Annotated in this window: 15 protein-coding genes and 1 pseudogene; 2 read left to right on the plus strand and 14 right to left on the minus strand. The window is 33.1% G+C overall.

What is annotated here, in order from left to right; all coding sequences use genetic code 11:
• Positions 1–425 (minus strand): annotated as a pseudogene (locus tag AQ616_RS00005) (peptidoglycan-binding protein); the annotation flags it as partial.
• A gap of 177 nt (positions 426–602) precedes the next feature.
• Between AQ616_RS00005 and AQ616_RS00010 the strand changes: the two are divergent.
• Positions 603–1,616 (plus strand): YheC/YheD family protein, encoded by a 1,014-nt coding sequence (locus AQ616_RS00010; RefSeq protein ID WP_069684712.1) that lies wholly within the window; start codon positions 603–605, stop codon positions 1,614–1,616.
• A gap of 94 nt (positions 1,617–1,710) precedes the next feature.
• Here AQ616_RS00010 and AQ616_RS00015 read toward each other — a convergent pair whose 3' ends face one another.
• Together AQ616_RS00015 and AQ616_RS00020 are read right to left on the minus strand one after the other, a co-directional pair.
• Positions 1,711–2,901, minus strand: coding sequence for a YheC/YheD family protein (locus tag AQ616_RS00015; protein ID WP_069684713.1), 1,191 nt, complete (start codon positions 2,899–2,901; stop codon positions 1,711–1,713).
• A gap of 23 nt (positions 2,902–2,924) precedes the next feature.
• On the minus strand, positions 2,925–4,370 hold the full coding sequence (locus AQ616_RS00020) for an acylphosphatase (protein ID WP_069684714.1): 1,446 nt from the start codon (positions 4,368–4,370) through the stop codon (positions 2,925–2,927).
• A 158-nt stretch (positions 4,371–4,528) separates the two neighbouring features.
• On the opposite strand from AQ616_RS00020, the gene AQ616_RS00025 reads away from it, so the two are divergent.
• The gene (locus AQ616_RS00025; protein WP_069684715.1) at positions 4,529–6,193 is read left to right on the plus strand and encodes an ATP-binding protein; all 1,665 of its coding nucleotides are present in this window, start codon (positions 4,529–4,531) and stop codon (positions 6,191–6,193) included.
• A gap of 62 nt (positions 6,194–6,255) precedes the next feature.
• On the opposite strand, the gene AQ616_RS00030 is transcribed toward AQ616_RS00025, so the two are convergent.
• The 11 genes from AQ616_RS00030 to AQ616_RS00080 all read right to left on the minus strand — a co-directional run bounded on the left by AQ616_RS00030 (position 6,256) and on the right by AQ616_RS00080 (position 21,684).
• Positions 6,256–7,287 carry a CapA family protein gene (locus AQ616_RS00030; RefSeq protein WP_017798138.1) on the minus strand — a complete coding sequence of 344 codons (1,032 nt, stop codon included), beginning with the start codon at positions 7,285–7,287 and terminating at the stop codon, positions 6,256–6,258.
• Positions 7,288–7,306: 19 nt separating this feature from the next.
• Entirely contained in the window at positions 7,307–8,959 is a 1,653-nt protein-coding gene (locus AQ616_RS00035) for an acylphosphatase (RefSeq protein WP_017798139.1), read from the minus strand.
• A 21-nt stretch (positions 8,960–8,980) separates the two neighbouring features.
• Entirely contained in the window at positions 8,981–10,600 is a 1,620-nt protein-coding gene (locus AQ616_RS00040) for an acylphosphatase (protein WP_069684716.1), read from the minus strand.
• A gap of 18 nt (positions 10,601–10,618) precedes the next feature.
• On the minus strand, positions 10,619–12,001 hold the full coding sequence (locus AQ616_RS00045; RefSeq protein ID WP_069684717.1) for an ATP-grasp fold amidoligase family protein: 1,383 nt from the start codon (positions 11,999–12,001) through the stop codon (positions 10,619–10,621).
• 22 nt (positions 12,002–12,023) lie between these two features.
• Positions 12,024–14,129, minus strand: coding sequence for a glycosyltransferase family 2 protein (locus AQ616_RS00050; RefSeq protein ID WP_017798142.1), 2,106 nt, complete (start codon positions 14,127–14,129; stop codon positions 12,024–12,026).
• Entirely contained in the window at positions 14,122–16,059 is a 1,938-nt protein-coding gene (locus AQ616_RS00055; RefSeq protein WP_017798143.1) for a glycosyltransferase family 2 protein, read from the minus strand. The genes AQ616_RS00050 and AQ616_RS00055 overlap by 8 nt, the downstream gene beginning before the upstream one ends.
• Before the next feature lie 53 nt (positions 16,060–16,112).
• Entirely contained in the window at positions 16,113–17,678 is a 1,566-nt protein-coding gene (locus AQ616_RS00060) for an ABC transporter ATP-binding protein (RefSeq protein WP_017798144.1), read from the minus strand.
• A 14-nt stretch (positions 17,679–17,692) separates the two neighbouring features.
• Positions 17,693–18,475 carry an ABC transporter permease gene (locus AQ616_RS00065; RefSeq protein ID WP_017798145.1) on the minus strand — a complete coding sequence of 261 codons (783 nt, stop codon included), beginning with the start codon at positions 18,473–18,475 and terminating at the stop codon, positions 17,693–17,695.
• A 138-nt stretch (positions 18,476–18,613) separates the two neighbouring features.
• Entirely contained in the window at positions 18,614–19,390 is a 777-nt protein-coding gene (locus tag AQ616_RS00070) for a glycosyltransferase family 2 protein (protein WP_084822428.1), read from the minus strand.
• Positions 19,380–20,540 (minus strand): glycosyltransferase, encoded by a 1,161-nt coding sequence (locus AQ616_RS00075; RefSeq protein ID WP_069684719.1) that lies wholly within the window; start codon positions 20,538–20,540, stop codon positions 19,380–19,382. Before AQ616_RS00075 ends, AQ616_RS00070 begins: the two co-directional genes overlap by 11 nt.
• Positions 20,541–20,562: 22 nt before the next feature.
• Positions 20,563–21,684 carry a glycosyltransferase gene (locus AQ616_RS00080; RefSeq protein ID WP_017798148.1) on the minus strand — a complete coding sequence of 374 codons (1,122 nt, stop codon included), beginning with the start codon at positions 21,682–21,684 and terminating at the stop codon, positions 20,563–20,565.
• Between the last annotated feature and the right edge of the window lie 16 nt (positions 21,685–21,700).

The following is a 21,700-nucleotide window of genomic DNA, read 5'->3' on the forward strand; positions in this document are numbered from 1 at the left end:
TCATGGCGATCTCCTTTTTCATATGGAAGGGAGACTGTCGCTGCAAAAGCTTCTACCTGCTCAGAATCTGTCTTCCCCTCTTCCTCTCGAGGAGTTGTTTCTTTTTCTTCCGAAGAATTGTCATCTGAATTCTGTTCTTCGTTAGATTCTTCTTCCTCTTTATTCTCTACTTCTTTATCATTTTGGAATGAAGAGTTTTCTTTTTCATGAGAAGATTCGTTATTATCTTCTTCGGCTTCCTCTTGAAAATCACTTTTTTGAGAGTCATCCGTATCATTATTTACCTCTTTACTAGATTGATTTTCTGTTTGAGAAGCTTGCTCTTCTTCTCCATTACTCGCCATATTGGCATGAGTAATTGCTGGACTAAAGTGAAACAAAACCATAATACATATCAATACTATTACGAAATTCTTTCTTGTCACTTTAGTTCTCACCTCCTTTATACTTATACTAACTTACTAATCTAGTATTGGTAAAGGTTTACAATAAATAAAATTACAATATTGTATCTAATTTGTAATTATTATTTAAGATTATGTAACTACAATTTAGTGTATAGTACCATATAAACCTTTATTTAAATAAATGGAGTGAACATTATGTACTTATGCTATATGAGAAACTATAAAAAGCCCTTTGAATTCGTACGATTGCTAGCAAAAGCCAGTAAATATTATGGAATCGATATAATATACTGCCATCCTTCACAAGTAGACACAAAAGATGGAAAGATTAGCGGAAAGATACTATTAAATAATCGTTGGGAATCTATTACCGTCCCTATTCCTGAATATATTGACTTGAACGCCTATTGTTATAAATATAAAGATACTATGGATTATTTGAAAAAAAGGAGTACCCTATCATCGCCAAGGAGGTTTGGTTCTAAAGAAAGCGTATATAAAAAACTTATTGATGATGGACAATTTGCTAAAATCGTACCTCCTACACTATTAATAAATAGTGAAAATGATTTTTGCTTACTAGTAGAAGATTATAACAAAGTGATTTTAAAGCCAAAGAAGGGGCATAAAGGACAAGGGATTTATATGATCAATATTGTAGAAGATGGTTATCATGTAACACAAGATTGTGAGGAAAAAATATTTAATCAAGCCGAAATGGAAACATTTCTACAAAAACAGATTATTCCCAATAGTTACCTCGGGCAGAAATATGTAGAGTCCACAACGAGTAACGGTGATCCGTTTGATTGCCGAATTCGTCTTGAAAAAAATGGTGAAGGTAATTGGGAAGTAGTTATAAATCTAGTCCGTATAGGGTCTGGTAATAAAGTAGTTTCGAATGTTGCACAGGGCGGAAGTGTAAACAAGCTAATACCATTTCTAAAATATAATTATCCCGAAAACTGGAATGAAATTAAAGAACAAATTGATTATATAGCGGAAAATTTACCTGAAAAGATTGAACAGTTATTTAAGAAGAAAACTTCTTTTCTTGGAATTGACCTAGGGATTGATAAAAAAGGAAATGTGTACTTGTTTGAGGTGAATTCTGCGCCTGGTGTTGAATTTGGTGAAGGCGAATTAGCCAATATTAAGTCCGATTATTACAACTATATATTAAAAAACAAAAAGCTTAGCAAGAATTAAACAAAAGCAGACTATCGACAAATTTTTCGACAGTCTGCTTTATTCATAAGTACATTTATAGGTAGAAAGTGTTGAGTAAGGAGCTCAAATGAAATTACTTATTTTTAAATAGCTTTCCAACTATACGAATAAGTCTAGTCATTTTCCAAGATGTACTTGACTTTATTTGATTTATTTCTTTGTCTTTTTGCTTATTTTCTAATCTCAATTGTTTTACTTCTTGTTGCAATTGATTTAATTGGCTACTGTTTTTATCTTTGTCTGGAATACTCAATAGTTCTCTTAGCGCATAGGAATAATAATTACTTCTGTGATATGCTACTTCAGAAATTAAAGCAATTGTGCTTGGGCCATCGTTCACTTCAAATAAATATAATTTTCCACTACGATCAATTCCTATATCCATTCCCATATACATAATATGTGTATTTCTCAATTCCTCCATCTTTTTAGGAATTGACTTTCCTACTTCCTTTAAAGAATCATATATTTCAGACCAATTATTATTAAAATTAGCTTTTAGAAAAGGTTTTGGGTCACTTATTCCTCCCCCTTGGTTAACATTAGAAATAATTGATTGTCCAATTCCGATTCTTATATACATTTTTGCAACTGACCAATTTCCACTGCCATCTTTTTCGACATGGATTCTACAATCAAATGGATCTCCTTGAGTCGTCCTTGATGACACATATTTTTGGAGAATGTAACCTTTTCGGTGAATAGTATGATAATAAAATTCTTCAAGCTCTTGTAGATTCATGATTTTCATTTCTGTCTGATAACCAAGTCTAAAAGTATCTTCGTTTTCCACTTCCAAGAAATGTACACCTTTTCCTCGAAGTCCCCTAATAGGTTTCAATACTGTTTTTTTATAAAGCTTTAAATAGTTCAACAGTTCTTCAAATGTTTTTACTTTTTGGGTTGGAATAACTAAATGAGAAAAATTATTATCTTCTTCTAATATGTCTTGTAATTTTTGTTTACTAAGAGTGTTCTCTCTATTATCTGACAGAAATGTGTTGTCTTTGAGATAATCCATAATCTCCCTATTGCTCTTTTTAAAGCAATAGGGAGAAATATCAATAAATCTAGGTACCTTCGTTGATTTGGTTTTCCATTTTCCATTATTCAATACCTTCCCACGTACCATACCAGAATCTATGTCTACATCTTTTGGTCTTAAGTATATTAAATCAATATCATAGGATTTAGCAATCAGTGCTGTGATGGTTGCTAATTCTGTCGGTTGATTGAAATTTGTCATAAAACCAATTTCTTGCATAAATATATCCCACTTTCCTATTCTTAGCTTATTATTCGAAAACCAGTTTTTGTAGGTTTCCCAGAAAATACGACTTCTTTATCTTCAATATTTTTTACTATTGATTTTCTTGATCCTTTTTGAACAAATTCTTTAAAATCTTCAATTGATTTCTGGCTTTCACTAATAAGATAAATCTCTACTTCATTCTTTGTTATTTTCTTAGCATAACCATAAAGATTTCTTCTTAAAGCTTGTCTTCTTATATAAGTCATATATCCAACTTTATTAAGTTGACCAGTTACTATATATTTCCTAGCATAGATGTCCTTTTTGGGTGTTTTTACAACCTTTAACTCTTCTACTGCCCAACTTTTTAAAGGCTCTAATAAACTTAGATAATCAAAATAAAATGGTGATCTGTATTTTCCCTTTGTTTCCGGGAAATAATAATCAATAATTGCTGCTGGTACATCCTTTGATTCACCAGTTAAAGGGAATGGATGGAATCCAATTTCAGCAGTTGCATTGATTTCGAGTACGACACCTTTACTCTGATCGCTTGGATCTACAATTATATCGACGCCACCGTGAGGAATAGAAGGCAATGCTTTTAATGCATCTACGGCAATCTGTCTTACAGATGTAGATAATTTGTCAGTAGCTTCAACGGGATCACCACCAGAAGAAAGGTTACTTTTCTCTCTTAAAATTACATGTTCCCCTTTTTCAGGCACACTATTTAAATCATACCCTACTCTCTCAAGCATGAATGTTATCTCATAATCTGCCTTAATTGGTTTAGGTGATAAATATGGATTCTTCTTTCTTTCTTCATTCTTTAGATCAATTAGTTTTTCTACAGTATGCTTTCCATCCCCAATAATATTAGCTGGCTTTCTGTTCGTAGCACCAATCACTTGATTTCCAACTACATAAATACGATACTCTTCACCAGGATAATGTTTTTCAACTAAATACTCCTTGTAGGAAAATTTAGACCTCAATTCTTTCAATATACCCTTCAATTCTTGTTCTGAATTAATATTTGTATAAACACCTTTACCCATACTCCCCTTGAGAGGTTTTATAATTACTGGATAATTTATTTCATTGGCATAGTTTATGATATCATTGTCTTCCTCTAATACTTTTCCTAAGGGAATTGGTACATTGCTTTTCTCCAGATATGATTTTGCTTCTTCTTTATCCTGACAAATTCTAACGGCTTTATTAGTTACTTTATCGCCTCTGGAACGGAAAAAATAATGTGTTTTATTGCCATCACTCAATGAGTAAAATTTCCCGTGTGTACTACTGTTTAAACGGTCTAATTTACATTTACTTGTTTCATCATTATACCATATAAGCGTTAATCCTCTTCTCCAACCTTCTAGTGCCACTAAATATGAACATAACTTAAATCCTGTTATATCTTTTACTACTCTTTTATTTAAGTGTGGAAGAAGTACCACTTCTTGAGATTTCATTAACATTCTCCTCAAATTCTTATAGTTGAAACATTCTATACTATATATTATATTTAAATACACTATAAATAAAAAGCTATAACTACAAAATGGAATGAATAAGCAACTATGGTATAATATTATTGGGGAATGATACCTATAAGTAAGGGGGAATAGATATGGCAGACAGTCGCTTTTTAGAAAGTTTAGATCATGACATACCTGAAAAAGCAAATAATTATATGTTGAGCACATATAGTATAATTTTAGAAGCCTGGCGTAGAGGATTAGATATTAACATACGGATATTAAAAGAAAAATCTGGATCGATAGAACCTTACTATTCAATTAGTAATGGTAATAAAGTTCATCATTTCAGTGCTACAAGAGGTGATTTGGTTTCTAAGGAAGCTAAGGAACTTACTAAAAATAAAGTAACGACTAAACAAATCCTGAATAAATATAAAGTACCAACCCCTCAAGGTAAAGAATTTGAAGAAGCAGCTACTACAGAAGAAATAGTTAGCTATGCAACAGAAATTGATTATCCCGTAGTAGTAAAGCCTGTATCTGGTACAGGCGGAAAAGGCGTTATTGCAGGAATTCAAAATAAAGACGAGTTAGTAGAAGCTTTAAAATATGTGCGAGAAAAGTTAAAGTCACCTAAGATTATTCTTGAAAAGTATTTTGAAGGTGAAGATTATCGAATTTATGTAGTAGATGGACATGTTATTGCAGCATTAAAGAGAATAAAAGCAAATATTATTGGAAACGGAAATGAAACTATAAAGGAATTAATAGAAAATAAGAATAAGTATCGTTCCCAACTCCCGTCATTAACAAATAGACCAATTAAAATAGATGATGAAACAAAAACGCTTATTCGAAGAGCAGGATATACATTGGATTCTGTTCTACCTGATGGGGAATTACTGTATATTAAAACGAAAAATAATGTATCGGCTGGTGGTGACTCTATTGATATAACAGATCAACTGTCTGAAAATATTAAACAAATTGCGATTGATGCAACTAATTGTTTTGACTCACTCCCCCATTGTGGCATAGATTTGATGGTTGATGAAGCTAATAACAAGGCAGTCATTATTGAAATCAATTCTCGAGCTCATATTACACAGCATCTATTTCCAATGGAAGGTCAAGCTAGGGATATCCCTAGAAGCTTAATTGATTTTTACTTTCCTGAAACCAAAAATTATAATCGTTTAGACTCCTTTAAGATGTTTATTGATTATGACTATATTTATGATTCCTGTATAAGCAGAGAAGCTGCGGAAATACGCATAACAAAGAAACCAGAAGGTCCAATCTTATTAACACGTTATTTAATAAATGGCGTAAAATTAACCGATCAATTTGCAGCTCGAGTCAAGCGAATAGCTTATAATAACCAAGTTAGTGGTTATATAAAACCGTTAAATAATGGTGATATCTCTATTATCGTTGGAGGAAATAAAAATAAGATTGGACAATTTAAAAATAGCTTAGATAAATATATAACTAAATTTAGTAAGAAATATGATATTATAACTAAGAAACGTACTACCTCTATCCCTCACGGTTTTCATATTCATGATAATAAAGTTCAAGATTCTATTAATGAGGTTACGTCTTCTACAAATGTATATATGAAGAAATATAGTAATCTTAAATCAGATTATCAACAACTTGTTCGGAAAGTTGCTGAATATGAAAAAAGAGAGAGAATATTAGATATAACTCAAAAACAAAATAAGCAATTGAAGAAAAGACTTAAATTAATGGAAAGTAGTACTTCTTGGAAAATCACCAAACCAATCAGGAAATTAACACGAAAAAAATAATACTCGTTTATCAAAAAAAGTCCGATCCGCCCAAATTATAGGGTGACTCAGGACTTTTTTAGTTATCTTACTTCTAACTCTGGCATCCATTTCGTTAATCGATTATTTAATTCGCTATATATTTCTAGACTATCAAATGTATCATGTATAGTTTTAATATAAGGGTTTTTTTCAATAAATTTATTAAAATGATGCATTTGATAATTTTCTTTTTTACTTGCCGCTACAAATGTCAAATCAATTTTAGGATTTGTAATATTAATCTTGCTGTCCGAATTCTTTTCAATATCTATTGATAATGCTCCCCCAATTTGACGATAGAGGCCTTTTTGACCAGAATAGAAATTCCCTAATGAATAGATAACAAAGGTTTTATTCCCACGTGAATTAGTAATCCATTCAGCAGGTTGCAATACATGTGGATGATGTCCAAGTATAATATCCGCTCCAGCATCAGACAATGAAGAAGCAATATCAACTTGCATAGAACCTGGTATAAGTGCATATTCTCTTCCAAAGTGAGTAGCAACAACTACAACATCTGGATTCTCTTCTTTTTTTAAACGTTCTATCTCTCTTCTAATACCTGCTGTTGATCCCTTTACAATTCGATTCAATAAATACTCTTTCTTTTTTGGTGGATTCTTACCTAATGTTACAGCAGTGTACGATAGCACAGCAATTTTAATACCATTTTTTTCAATAATCCGGAATTTCCGCTGATCTTTCTTTGATTTGTGTGATCCAACATAATCTAATCCAATACTTTCTAAGTTCCTAATTGATTTCAACACGCCTTCTTCACCATAATCCAAACTATGATTATTTGAATTAGTAACTATATCGGTCCCAAATTCTTGCAGATTTTCAGCTAACTCTATCGGATTATTAAATTCCGGGAAAGAAGATAGACCAAGCTCCTCTCCCGCTACTATAGATTCTAAATTAACAATTGATACGTCGCCCCTACTAAGCAACTTTTGTGCAGGAGCCATTTTGTCTTTAAAATCATATTTACCGTTTTTTTTACTAATGTCATAAATTCTGGAATGCAAAAGAACATCACCAGTAGCTACAAGTTTCACCTTCGACATAGTAACACCTCTATCCCCTTTACTTATTTTTTGCCTTTATTATTCCGCCCAGTTTCCTGACAGGTTCTGTATATTTCCAAGAACTACTTCTTAAAATATGTTTCATGTCTTTATCAGCACGATCTTTTAATTTCCTCATCCGTTGCAAATCTCTATCCATTTTACGTAAAGCATGTTGAACAGATCGTACATTATTTGTATTATACTGTTCAGAAATTTCGAATCCAACTGTGATTGGATCTTCGTATACTTCCTCTTTTATTTTTGAAATATTTGATCCTTGTGGGTACCCTTGTATAATATCTTTAAAACCTTCAATACTCTTTTTATCGGTACTAGCTACTACTATTTCAATTTCATCGAATACAATACTTTTAACGTAACCATGTATGTTCTGTTGTATTGCTTGCTGTTTCAACCATTTATGGAAGTTATATCTTTGTACATTCCCTTTTACTATATATTGTTTCGCATAAAGTTCTCCTATTGGTGCGGGAGCTACCTCTACTTCTAAAGCTGCTCTATTTTCAAGAGGTTCTAGCAATGTAATTAAATCAAAATATACTTTCGATTTTCTCGTGTCTACTTTACCTTTTGTTTCAGGGAAATAATAATCAATAATCGCTTTAGGAATATCTCTTGCTTTTCCTTCAATTGGATATAGGGCACCTCCAATTTGAGCTGTTGGGTTTAATTCTATAACCACCGCTGCGCCTTTTAGATCTCCGCGATCATTAACAATGATGTCTACTCCCCCGTGTGGAAAATCTGGTACGGCCTTCAAAGCATCAATTGCAATTTTTTTATACTCTTTCGGAAGACTGTCAGTTACATCTACTGGATCTCCACCAGAGGATACATTTGTTTTTTCACGTAAGTAAATTACTTTTCCTTTTTCCGGAACGCTCTGCAAGCTATACCCTGCCTCTTCAATAAATTCCAAGATTTCTACATCCATATGAATAAGACAGCTGTTTAGCCGAGCATTCTGTTTTCGAACATTATTCTTCATATCGATTAATTCTTCAATATTATGTTCTCCATCCCCAATAATATTGGCAGGTACGCGATTATAAGCTGCAACTACTTCGTCACCAACAACATATACACGATATTCTTTACCACTCACATATTGTTCTACAATCACTTCTTTATAATCTAATTCAGTTCTCACATAATGCAATGCTTTTATTAATTGCTCTTCATTTTTTATATTCGTTACTACGCCATTTCCAAGGCTCGCATTGGTTGGTTTAAGAACTAGAGGATAACCCAAGGTCTTACTATATTCAATAATTTCCTTATTTGGAGTTTCCGGCTCAAAACCCTTTCCTAAAGGAATTGGCACCCCTGCTTTTTCCATGTAGATTTTTGTATCATCTTTCTCAGAACCTATGTCTACAGCTTCATTGGAAACAAGATCTCCACGGGTTCGAAAGAAGTAATGAGTTTTTTCGTCAGAGGAAAGTGAAAATAGTCGTCCTGGTGGATTCACTCCAAATATGATCATATCTTGAAAATGCTCAGAGTCTTTTGTGTACCACTTTAATTTTAGTCCTCTTCTCCAACCTTCTAATGCTACTGCAAAAGCATCAAGTCTTGTTTTTCTTGCATTTTTAGTTATTTCATTTGTTAAATGAGGAAGACTTATTCCTAATGGTCTTTCTTTCATTCTTTATTCCTCCTATTTTCCTTACTTCCTTAACTTTTTAAACATGGAACCCACGGCACGAACTGGCGTCGTTGCTTTCCAAGAGAAACTTTCATAATACTTTCTACGTTCTAATTCTGCTTTTTTAAGCGCTTTTTCTGTTGCTTCTAACTCTTGTTTATACATCTGCAATTCTTCCAATTGTGTCTTCAAATCTGTCTTTATTTCAAATCCGACCTTTAGCGGTTCATCATAAGGCTCTTCTCTAACTTCAATTACTTGTGCTCTTTCTTCATCTTCCCAAAAAGCATGTTTGAAGTCATCTACCATTTCGGGGTCAGTACCTCCAACTACTACTTCTATATCGCCATTATCCATTCTCATAATATACCCATGGAGAAAACGTTCAAACGCATGTTTCCTTAAACCCCGATGATACCCTAGCTCTTGTACATTACCAGTAGCAATATATTTTTTCATATATATTTTATCCTGTGGACAAGGGGTTACCGTTGTAACAACAGCATCTCTATTTTGAAGTGGATCAAGAACATCATGAAAATCAAAAAAGGTATTTGTTTTCTCCTTTTCTGATATAGTTTCTGGAAAGTAATAATCGATAATCGCATTTGGAATATCTCTTGACTTACCTTGAATAGGGTATAATAAACCTCCTAATTGTGAGGTTGGATTTAACTCTATAATATATGACTCATTTGTATTAGGGTCAAAAATCATATCAACTGCACCGTGATGAAGTCCTGGTACAGCTTGAACAGCTTTTACAGCATAGTCCTTTATATGCCGTGGAAGCTCATCAAAGACATCAATAGGATCGCCACCTAATGAAATGTTACCTTTAGAATTAAGAAATACTTGTTCTCCATTATCCGGTACTGACTCTAAGGTATAACCATGCCTACCGATATAATCAATGCATTCATTATCAGCTTTTATTAAACAACTTACCAGTCTTGGATTCAGTTTTCGTTCGTCATTCTTAATATCAATTAATGCTCTTACGGTATTTACGCCATCTCCTATAACATTTGGAGGCATACGATGCATTGCAGCTACTACTTTGTTCCCAACTACATAAAGCCTGTAATCATTTCCTGGTATAAATTGTTCGAGGATAATATCTTCATACCCTAGTTCATTCCTTAAGTAATCTAATGAATACGCTAATTCTCCAGAACTAGATATATTAGATATCACACCTCTTCCAAAGCTACCATCTGTCGGTTTAATGACAATTGGATAACCAATTTGGCCTGCAAACTCGATAATTTCTTGATTTGTTTTCTCTTTCGTAAATTGCCTTCCATTCGGTACCCTTACACCGTCCTCAGAAAGTATCTTCTTTGTTTTTTCTTTATCTTTACCTATATCTACAGCCTCATTAGAGACTTTATCTCCTCTTGTACGGAAGAAGTAGTGTGTCTTTTGATCAAAGCTTAATGAAAATAATTGTCCAGGTCTATCAACAAACCAAGTTCTCATTTCACTAAATTTCTCAGAATCTTTAACATGCCACCGTAATTTAAGCCCTCTTCTCCAACCTTCTAGAGCTATTACATAAGCATCAAGTAAATTTCCATGTGCATCAGCAACTATTTCTTCAGAAAGGTGTGATAGCCATTCTGTATTATTCTCATTCATTTATTATCCTCCTAAAACCTATCCTGCACTACCATTATTCGCTATTTGTTTTATTTTTTTATAGTCTAAAAATTGTTTTCCATTTATTAAATCATATTCGAGTTTACCTTGCGCTTTTAAAAAGTAATTCCCTAATAATTCATCTGTTTCATTATCAAACTCATCATAATTCCCTGGTTTTGGGGTGAATTCTCCAAATACTAACCCATCCTCAGACTTCAGGAAATCGATACGAATAAATGGAGCGGGTATCAGGGAACTAATTTGTGCTGCTAATTCCATCTCATCGTTCGATACGCCTGTCCCCTCAAACAAACTGTTATTATACTTCCCAGTAAACACTCTGTTCCCTTCAGCATCCCACCAGCAATATTTCGTTTCTGGTGTGCGGATGATTTCTAGTACTAGACCTACTTGGCCATAAAAACAATAAAATTTAATATCTCTAGCTGGAATCTTATCATTTTTGTTCTCTAAAATTAATTCTTCTATTATCCATTGGTCTTTTTCTACTCTATTCTCTAATATATCTTTTTCCATGCGGTTTAGTAGTAAATCCCAATTCGACAGTCTTTCGGCATTTTTCACATTTATTATATCATTAATGTCGTTAACAATATAAACTCCTCTTCCACCAGCCCCGTCTACAGGTTTAATTACCATATTAGCTTGCTGAGGAATTTGCTTATACGTGTAGGATTCCGAACTAGACCAAGGTATGCGAACTTGTTGAGATTCCATAAAGCGATAAGCAGTTTTCTTATCATCTAAGAGCATTTCAGGAAGTTCACCAATAATTTGATACTGCCTCATTCGATTCGTTAAACTTGCTCGATAAGATGCAACTTTCTTCAATGAAAAATTATCATTTGAAAACGCTGATCGTACCATAAATTCTGGTGTTTTTTCTTTTAAAACTTCAAATAATTTTTGGTAAATATGTTTTTTGTATTCATATGGTTCTGAGCTAAATATTCTTGCAACAGATTGTAATAAATGGTTGAAGTTTTCATGGGCTATACTATGTTGATTAATATATTGATTTAGCAACTCGATAATCTCACCATTATCTTTTTTGTTTTTTGCGTATCTCCAAATGCTTTCATAATCAAACCTTTGCATCTGCATGCGAAGTCGATCTGATTCTTCTTTTAATGTTGATAATTTAAAGTGGTACGTCATGATTTCTTCTTCTAAATTTTTGATGTATATATCCTTCTCTTTATTAGAAGAAGTTAACTTCCGAAGCCTTGCAGTTTTCTTTAATGACTTACTTTCTACAATCTGTTTAATTAACTTTTCATGTTTTTTGATTTCAGCTTTGGTCTTATTTACCTTTGCTTCTGTTTCGATAAGTTGATCTAATTGTTCAGCATAGCCTTGTTCCGTAGAATGATTCATTTTCTAAATCCCTCCCATCCGTTCATAACACCCAGTCACTTATATTAGGACATTTACAATTATTTTCGAGCTTCCAATTCTCATGTGAAAGTTGAATATATCTCAATACAGTTGCTTGCTTTTCGCTTAATTGTTCACGAACCTTTTGATTTAATGGCATCCATTTTGTCTTACATTTTGTATATCGCTGAATTTGTTGTGCGCATTTCCTTAAATTATAATTCGAATCTTTGTTATTTGGCACTTCATTTACAATAACCCTTGTTACTTTTGTACTTATTTCAGGAACGTAAGATTGTCTTTCTTGAAATACTAAGGGATTGTATACAATAGTTAGGTCACTATAAACTTTTTCACCATAAACTAACATTTCTACATGAATACCATCTATCATTTCTCTATAATTAGTATGGATAAGCTTCTTTAAACCAAGATCATACTTGCCCATTTGAATTAAACCAACTTTGTACCCTTGTTCTTTGAATTGCTCCAATTGATTACATATAAAAGTGTCTAAAATCCGAAAGTCAGCAACGAACGCAATATCAACCATGTGTTTAGCATCTTTCGATCGATTAGGTTTCATTGGGCTTGGTACAGGGAAGAACCTTTCTTCTATGTTATAAGGTAAATAATAAGTATTCATATGTGCATGGGCATATTGATGAGCTTCTGCATATTCCTTACGAGCGCCCTTCATAAACCCACTGTATCCGTATACCGATCCTCCAGTTAAAGAACCTTCTGATTGTAGTGATAATCCTAATGGGCCTGTGTTTAGATCTACTATTTTTTCTTCCCCAAAAACCCTAATCAAACGTTTCTTATACTCACTATCCCCTGCAAATCTTACTGGATCCCAATAACCAACCTTCTTCATAACCTTCGTCCGACGAAACATTATTGATGACATGTTAGAGAAGATATATTTTCCTTCTTGTCCTCTTCGATGGATAAGTAGATCTTCGGTAACTCTAATATGTTTCGAGCTGTTAGCTATAACAGATTCATCACTTAGTAAATGTCTCACTTGTTTTTCAATTTTTTGAGGATGCGCCCAATCATCTGCATCATTGATCGTAACAAATTCCCCAGTAGCTTCACGTAAAGCTATGTTTCTTGCCACATATGGACCTGAATTTGCAGCTGTAGACAATAAAGAAATACGCTCATCTATCTTCATCCATTTTTTAACTTCCTCTACCGTATTATCAGTGCTACAATCATTTACTACGATAATCTCAAGATTTTCCCATGATTGATTTACTAAAGAATGTAGCGTTACTTGAATCCCTAATTCAGAGTTATAAGCTGGAATTATAATTGTTACTTTTGGAAGCTTATTTTCCTGAATAGGAGTATGATAACTATGCAAACGATGGTAGAGACTTTTCTCTCCTATACCGCTCAAGGTAATTGGGTCTAAATCATAAACCTTCATTACTTCATTTATCCAAAATAAACGATCATTCTCGTTACTGCAGAGGTTTGCAATAGCCAACAATACATCGGTATGGATATTATTATTTGAATTGATTAATACTTGTTTCAATATTCGAAGTCCTTTATCCTGATGACCTAACATTCGGTGGGCTTCCGCCTTTTGTATAGCTATCTGTCGCAATATATCCAAATTCGTTTCATTCTGAGATGCAACTTCCAAATAAGGCAAAGCTTCTTTAGCTCCATCCACTGTCTGTTTATTGGAATACCACATAGCTAATTCCCAAGCAGCTGCCTTTTTTAAATATACATTACTTTCATACATATATAGCCGATAAAGATCCTTTAATGCTCTTGATTCAAAGCCTAAATCATATAAATACTGTTTATATTTCTTTAGACTATTTCGAGCATCTTTCAATTTATAGCTCTTGCTATATATTTTTTTAAAATTTCTTCTACGTAATGCATAAGCAGGTATAGCCTTTGCAACGACTATACCTCCATTTTTCATATTTGATAATTGTTCAATTATGTTTCTAGCTAAATAGAATTCTCTTCTATACGCAGCTAGCTGACCTTCTACTAATTTATTTTTGCTTTTAAGAACATGTAATTCCTGTTCCATTTGTTTCAAACGTGAATGAAGAAGATTTTGATTATAATTATCCGTATCTTTAGTCATTATTGATACATCCTTTATCCCAAACTCCTCCAAATGATTCGCTTGGTATCATCTTAAGAGACTGCTGCACTTCGTGATTTATTGCATACCAGGCAACGTTTGATTGAAAATAATTTGTTAAATTCTCTTTTATATGAGTAACGTCATCGCTGGCCTCATCATCAACTTTGTTTGTGAGAATTGCTTTCAAATGATCTGTTGTTATTTGTGGTACGTATTTTTGAGAAATAGAGAATGTAGTTGGGTCAATTATAATCAGGTATTTCGTGTGAATTTTTTCACCGTATACTATAAAGTGATTATGCTTTCCATCTACTTTATTTCTTACTCGTTCTTCTATTTTTGCTTTTAAATTTAAGTCATAATGAAAGACTTGAACTAAACCAATTTTAGTATGAGAATACTCATCTAGTAATTGATTAAATACGTTTATCTCTGAATCATCCATCTGCCTGTAATCTGCTGCAATGACAATATTAAATGAGCGTATTCCATTAGTTTTCTCTTCTCTTTCTGGCCACATTGGTTCCGGAACTGGGTAGGGACGATTCACCATCGGGTAAGAATAATATAGGCTTTCAGCATGATGATGATAATGCTCTAAAGACTCTACATACTCTTTCCGTACGCCCATAAAGAATCCATTATAACCAAATGCAGAGCTACCTGTTAAAGAAGTAACTGACTGCCTTGGCAATGATAATGGGCCTGTATTTAAATCGACGTAAGCACCTGTTCCAAACTGTTTCAGTAACCTGCGTTTGAATTCTCCATCAGCAGCAAAGCGAACACTATCCCAGTAACCAATCTTTTGTAAAACAGGTTCTCTTCTAAACATAATCGATGACATATTTGGAAAAATATATTTCCCAGGAGTTCCTCTTCTGTATAGCTTCATGTCTTCTGTTATTCGAGCATGTTCCGAAGTATTTGCTATAATCTGTTCGTGCGCCATTAAATGTAGTGCTTGTACTTCAATTTTTGAAGCATGTGACCAATCATCAGAATCGTTTATCGTAACAAAATCGCCTTTTGCATGTTGTAAAGCAATATTTCTAGCGACATAAGGACCACTGTTACTTGGCGTTTGAAATACTTTCACCCTTGAGTCTTTTTGTTCATAAGCTTTAATCACATTCAATGTATCATCTGGACTACAATCGTCTACAATCAATAATTCTAAGTTGGTCCAGCTTTGAGAAAGGATGGACTCTATAGCAATCTGAATGCCGTCTTCCGCATTGTATGCTGGAATAATTACAGATACTAACGGTCCGTTACTTCTTGTCTCTATATGTCCTCTGGTTTGCAATGAATCATATACTTGTTCTTCATCAACATCAATTTCTATCTCATTTAGATCGTACATTGCAAAAGCATGATTGATCCATTCAAAGCGCTCACGTAAATCTGATTTTAAATTTGCCATTGCTAAATATAAGTCCGGGTGAGCCCCATTTTCTAATGCTTTTTGTATAACAGTAACACCTTCTGCAGGTTGACCAATCATATCAAGAAGTTCAGCTTTTATAATGGCAATCCTTCTTATTTGATCTGTGTTTGTTTCTCCATCCTCCACTGTTTCCATGTACTGGAGTGCTTTATTCGCATCTATTTCACTATATTGATTCGCATGCCACAGCACTAGCTCCCAAGCAGCCATACGTTTAAAATACGGAGAATCTGTATTTTGCATATAATTTTTTAATTCTTGAAGACTTTGGTCTATAAATCCTAAATTATATAGATGAAATTTTATTTGTTTTAATTCTTGTCTCTGTCTATCTTTTTTTCCTAGCAACAGTCGTTTTAATTTTTCTTTTTGCTTATCATTGATGGAATTTAATATAAACTTCCGTTGTTTCTCCCCCATTACAGTATATAGAAACCAATCAACAGGACCTTCTATTATTCTTTTTACTTTTGACAATCTAGCCACCACCATTTTGCATTGATTCATTAATACTGTAAGAGATAGTATTTTTAATTATTCGTATTAGACCTTTTTACAGTCTTCTTAACTACCCTGTTTTTCTTTATTATACCTAGTGATTCTCGATATTTTGCTACTGCCTGTTCTGCAGATCCGTCAAATCGCACCTGCCCTTGTTCCATCCAAATACCTCTCGTACAGACCTTTTCGACAAATCCCATACTATGTGAAACAATAATAACTGCTTTTGCATGTTCCATCATTTCTTGTATACGTTCACTTGCTTTTTGCTGAAAAGCTAAGTCTCCTGTAGATAATGCCTCATCAATGATAAAAATATCAGGTTTCAATATTGCTGCAATACTAAATCCAAGTCTAGATTTCATTCCCGCAGAATACTGTTTAACTGGTTTATCGATTGCTTTCTTTAATCCAGAAAACTCTACAATCTCATCGTATTTATCGTGAACTCGCTGTTTAGAAATACCTAACAACATGGCATTCAAATAAATATTATCTGTCCCAGTTAATTGAGCATTAAACCCTGTACCATATCCTAATAATGAAGAAGTTTTCCCTGTTACCTTAATGTTTCCTTCATCAGGACGTAAAATGTTAGTCAATACTTTACACAATGTACTTTTTCCCGCTCCATTATGTCCGATAATACCAACAACTTCACCTTCATTAATTTTAAAGTCCACATTTCTAAGTGCCCAGTATTCTTCCTTATTATTGTTCAAATTAAAGGAAACACCAACATTCTCTGCTCTAACAACCTCTTTGGAACCTATTGTCGTTTCCGTTTTCGTAAGTTGCAAACTTCTTTTGCGTTTAGGAGGAGTAGGCACCGTTTTTTTATAATTTTCTATTATTGTTTTTGGATCTCCAATTTCTCTTACTTCACCATTGTCAAGCCACATTAACCTATCACAATTTCTCTGTGCATATCGTAAGCTATGGGTAACGATAATAACCATTTTAGCATTCGCAACTAATTCTTTAAGTTTCTCTGCAGCTTTTTTACCGAATTTCGCATCCCCAGTATTTAACGCCTCGTCTAGAATAAGAATCTCTGGGTGTAAATGAGAAGCAACGCTAAAACCTAATCTTGCTTTCATACCACTGGAATAATATTTCATTGGTTGTTCAAAGAACTGTCCAATTTCTGAGAATTCATGAATAGCATCGATATATTTGGAAATTAATTCTTTATTTATCCCTAACATCATTCCATTTAAGTAAACATTTTCTCTTCCAGTGAGTTCTTTGTTAAAGCCCATACCAAAGGAAAACAATGCAGTTACATTCCCGTCCACGTCCATTGTTCCTTTGTCCTGCTGCAGAATCCCAGCGATAATTTTACTTAATGTTGTTTTTCCTGCTCCATTAGAGCCAATAATCCCAAGGATTTCTCCTTGGCTACCAGTAAAATTGATATCTTTTAATGGCCAGACTTTCTCTTTCTTATTTTTTGCTTCTTTTCGTTTAAACATATTAAAGACAAGGGATTTAATATCATCCTTTTGATTACCATTATCAAATGATACACCAATATTTTTAGATGTAATCACTGTATTATGATGTTTATTGTTCTTGTCATTATGTTCTTCCATAATAAACCCTCTTTTTATAAAGCCTTAATAATTTTATGTTCATTTTTACTATAGTGTCTAATCATTACAACTCCTAAAATCACACTGAGAGCGAATATAATTGCGAGTCCAATTAAATTTGGTACTTGATGGTCAATTAAAACATCTCGATAAGATGTTACTAAAATTGCAATTGGGTTATAATCTACAAAAAAGCTATACTCTTCCGGCAGACGTCCTCCTACCCAAATAATCGGTGACGCATAGAAAAATACTCGAGTAACATAAGTAAGTACATTTTCTAAGTCTCTAACAAATATCGTGATATAACCTAAAATCAGACCCAACATTAATTGAAACACTAACTGAATTAATATAATCATTGGTAAGTAAACAATATGCCAATCAGGCATAATTCCATAAACAGCTAAAAAAATCGCAATTACAACAAGTCCGAATGCAAAATTAAACAACTGCGTTAAGGTAAATGATATTGGGAACAAGGCCTTCGGTAAGGATACCTGATTTATAATTGAACTATATCTTAAAATAGATTTAGAAGAAGAATTTATACTTGTAGATACCCAACGCCAAGCAACTAAACCAACAACAAGGAATAAAGGATAATTTGGATGATCGTCTCCTCTTCCTAATATGATAATTACTAAGAAGTAATACACCATTACGTTTAATAGCGGATCTAATAACCACCAAAAATATCCTAAATAACTATTTCTGTGCTCTGCTTTTAACCCAGATTTTACTAAGTAGTATAATAAATCTTTTCTTCGTAACATTTCATGAATATAACTTTTCATTTTAACAATGACACCGCCTACTAAACTTAAACAAAAATTTGTCATAAGCTGTTAATAACTTGTTAAGAAATAATTCCTAACCTTTATATTATAAAACTAAACTGTGAAAAGATAAAATATCTTTTACAAATTAATATCTTAACGCTTTGTTTTCCATCTCCATAAATCCATTAAGGAACGAATAACATAATGAGTGAAGTAATATATACTTTTAATTAAACTTTGGTTCTCAATTTTACGAAAAACATACCAGTTTCTTTTCGCTGCTTTCCATTTATTACTTGAAATTGAATTATCAACTAAGCGATACTCCGAGAGTATCTCTGGTAGCCCATACGCTAAATAACCTTTTTTTGTAATTTGAAGCCAAAAAGCATAATCCTGCCTAGTGCGTATATTTACCATACGCATCTCTCCTATTTTATCACGGTCAAGCATAACAGTGAGGCAGCCAATTACACACCTTTTCATTAAATCATCATAGTTTACAGATTCTGGAGTAGTACTTACTGCATTTGTTTTCGTACCATCTTCAAGAATACGAGTATACTTTGTAAATGAAAAAGCGATATCTTTTTCTTTCATAAAGGATAGTTGTTTAGCCAATTTTTCTGGTAGCCATAAATCATCACTGTCTAAAAACGCAATATATCTGCCTTCCGCATGGTCCATTGCGGTATTCCTAGCAATTGCTGAACCACTATTTTGTTTTAATTCATATAAATGAATACGATTGTCTTTGTCTTGGTATTCTTTTACTTTTTCAACTGTGTTATCCGTAGAACAGTCATCGACAATGATCATTTCCCAGTTCGTATATGTTTGAGCTACTACGGATTGAATTGTCTCTGCAATGAATTCACTTGAATTAAATGTTGGTGTGATTACAGAAACCAATGGTGTATTAGATACCATTGCTATCACCATCTCTTTCACCTTGGTTGAACCGTATTAAATCCGAATACCATGTAATTAATTTATTTTCTTCTACTTCCCAGTTCAACTCATGCTGAACTGCTTTCTTTCCATTTGCACCCATTTCTTGAGCTTTATCCGGATTCTCTACTAAATAAGAAATAGCATCTTTTATTTCCTGATCATTGTATGGATCCACAGTAATTCCACATTGATGTTTATTTATGAAATTTTCCCATACCGGGAAGTTCGAACATATAACTGGTATGCCGGCATTCATATATTCAAAGAACTTGGTCAATTCTTTTTTCATATAGTGCTCAGTAGGTGGAAAAAGAGCGATTCCAGCTAACCAATTATATTGTAAGTATCTTTCTTCAATATCTTCTTTTTCTACAAACTGATCTATACCTTCAATTTGAATATTATCTTTTTTGGTAGCAGCTTTGTTATAAATTTGCTCAGCTAATGTACTCGGACATTTTCCTACATAATAAACTTCCATACGCTCATCAATAACAGGAATTTTAGCATGTATTAAAGCACCTCTATCTAAGGTTACATTTCCTGTATATAGTAATTTGTTTTCTGATGTACCAGTTCGTTTGTGCTCGCTAAACTTCTGGTTTATCGTTGGATAGTTTAAAATACATTTCCCTGTCGGATAAATATCTTGGTAATATTTTTCAGCCAGACAAAGCTCCATATTTTTTGAAAAGAATCTTTCCATTGTTTTATACGTAAATGCGATTAATTTTCGAATTGGTCGAGACACATAATCTTTCTGCATAATACTTGTTATATAGTCTTCATGAATATCATATATCACATGATTATTTTTGTTTTTTAATAACCAACCAATTGGAAGCAATTCCGGATCGTGAAAATGATAAACATCAGCATTTAATTTTTTTGCTTGCTTATACGCAGCTAACGCGCCGATAGTCATTCTTTTCAGTCTGCTTGTATAACTCTTGAGCTTTATATGCTTTATAGGTTCTTCCTTACGTTCGCTATTTTTGTCTTCCTTCGCAAGTAAAAACACTTCAAAACCTGCTTTTTGTAAAGATTTACATTCTTTATGATAAATCCTCGGATCATAAGGATGATGTACTGTTGTTAGCTGAACGACACGATTTGAAGTAGTCATTACTTCTTTTCAACTCCTAATACTAATCATCTATAGTTTCTTTAAACAATTGTTCATATTGTTTTACAATTTTACTAGCCTGAAATTCTTTTACTCTCTTTAAACCTAATTCTGTTACTTCTTTCTTCTGATGCTCGTCCCACTGAAGGACCTTCTCTAAATTTGAGGTTAGCGCATCAATATCTCCTACCTCTATTAGTAGTCCATATTTCCCGCTATCTAATACTTCTTCTGCACCTGGTTTAGCTCTCGTAGATACTACTGGAACGCCGGTAGCTAATGCTTCTGTTAACACATGTCCAAAGCCTTCTCTCTTAGAAGTTAGTGCAAATACATCTGAATGATGGAAATAAACATATGGGTTCTCTTGGAATCCGATAAAGTATACCTTATCCTCTATTTTTAGTTGCTTGACTAAAGAAGTTAGCTTTTCTTCCAATTCACCTTCACCAAGGATAACCAAGTTAGCTTTAACTTTTTCTTGGAGTTTTTGAAAAGCATAAATTAAAGTTATATGATCTTTATCATCTACAAACCGCCCAGCTGTAATAACAACTTTATTCTCCCCCAAAAAAATACTTTGATGTTCTTTTGACAGAAGATTAATGTTAGTCTGTAGCTCGATTCCCTCTATATCAACTGGATTATAGATTACACACACTTTATTTGAAGGTACCTTATATTGTTCAATAATGTTCTCCTTAACTCCATTCGATAGAGCAACTACTTTTTTGGCAAACAGATAAAATAATCCATATATTTTCAATTTTACTTCCATTTTCTTACTTCCACCTAAAAATGCTGCTTCTCGGACGATGTTTTTTGCTTTAGTGAAAGAGAGTAATCTTGCAAGAATAGCAACAATATTATAATTAGGGATAGTACTAAAAACAATATCTGCTTTTTCATCTCTTATAATTTTTGATAAAGGTAAAATCGCTGACCTTAAACGCTTTGTTGGTAGTTTGATAAACTTAATTTCTTCATTTAAATATTTTTCATAATCACCATTGTAATTGCAAGTCACTAGAACCGGTTCGAACGCTTCCAAATCTATATTATTTAATATATTAAGCATGGTTCTTGCAGCCCCGCCAGAGCCCATTTGATAAATAAAAAAGACCACTTTTTTTCTATGCACCATACTTCATTCCTTTTAA

It is taken from the genome of Oceanobacillus sp. E9 (assembly GCF_001741975.1).
Lineage (GTDB): Bacteria > Bacillota > Bacilli > Bacillales > Amphibacillaceae > Oceanobacillus > Oceanobacillus kimchii.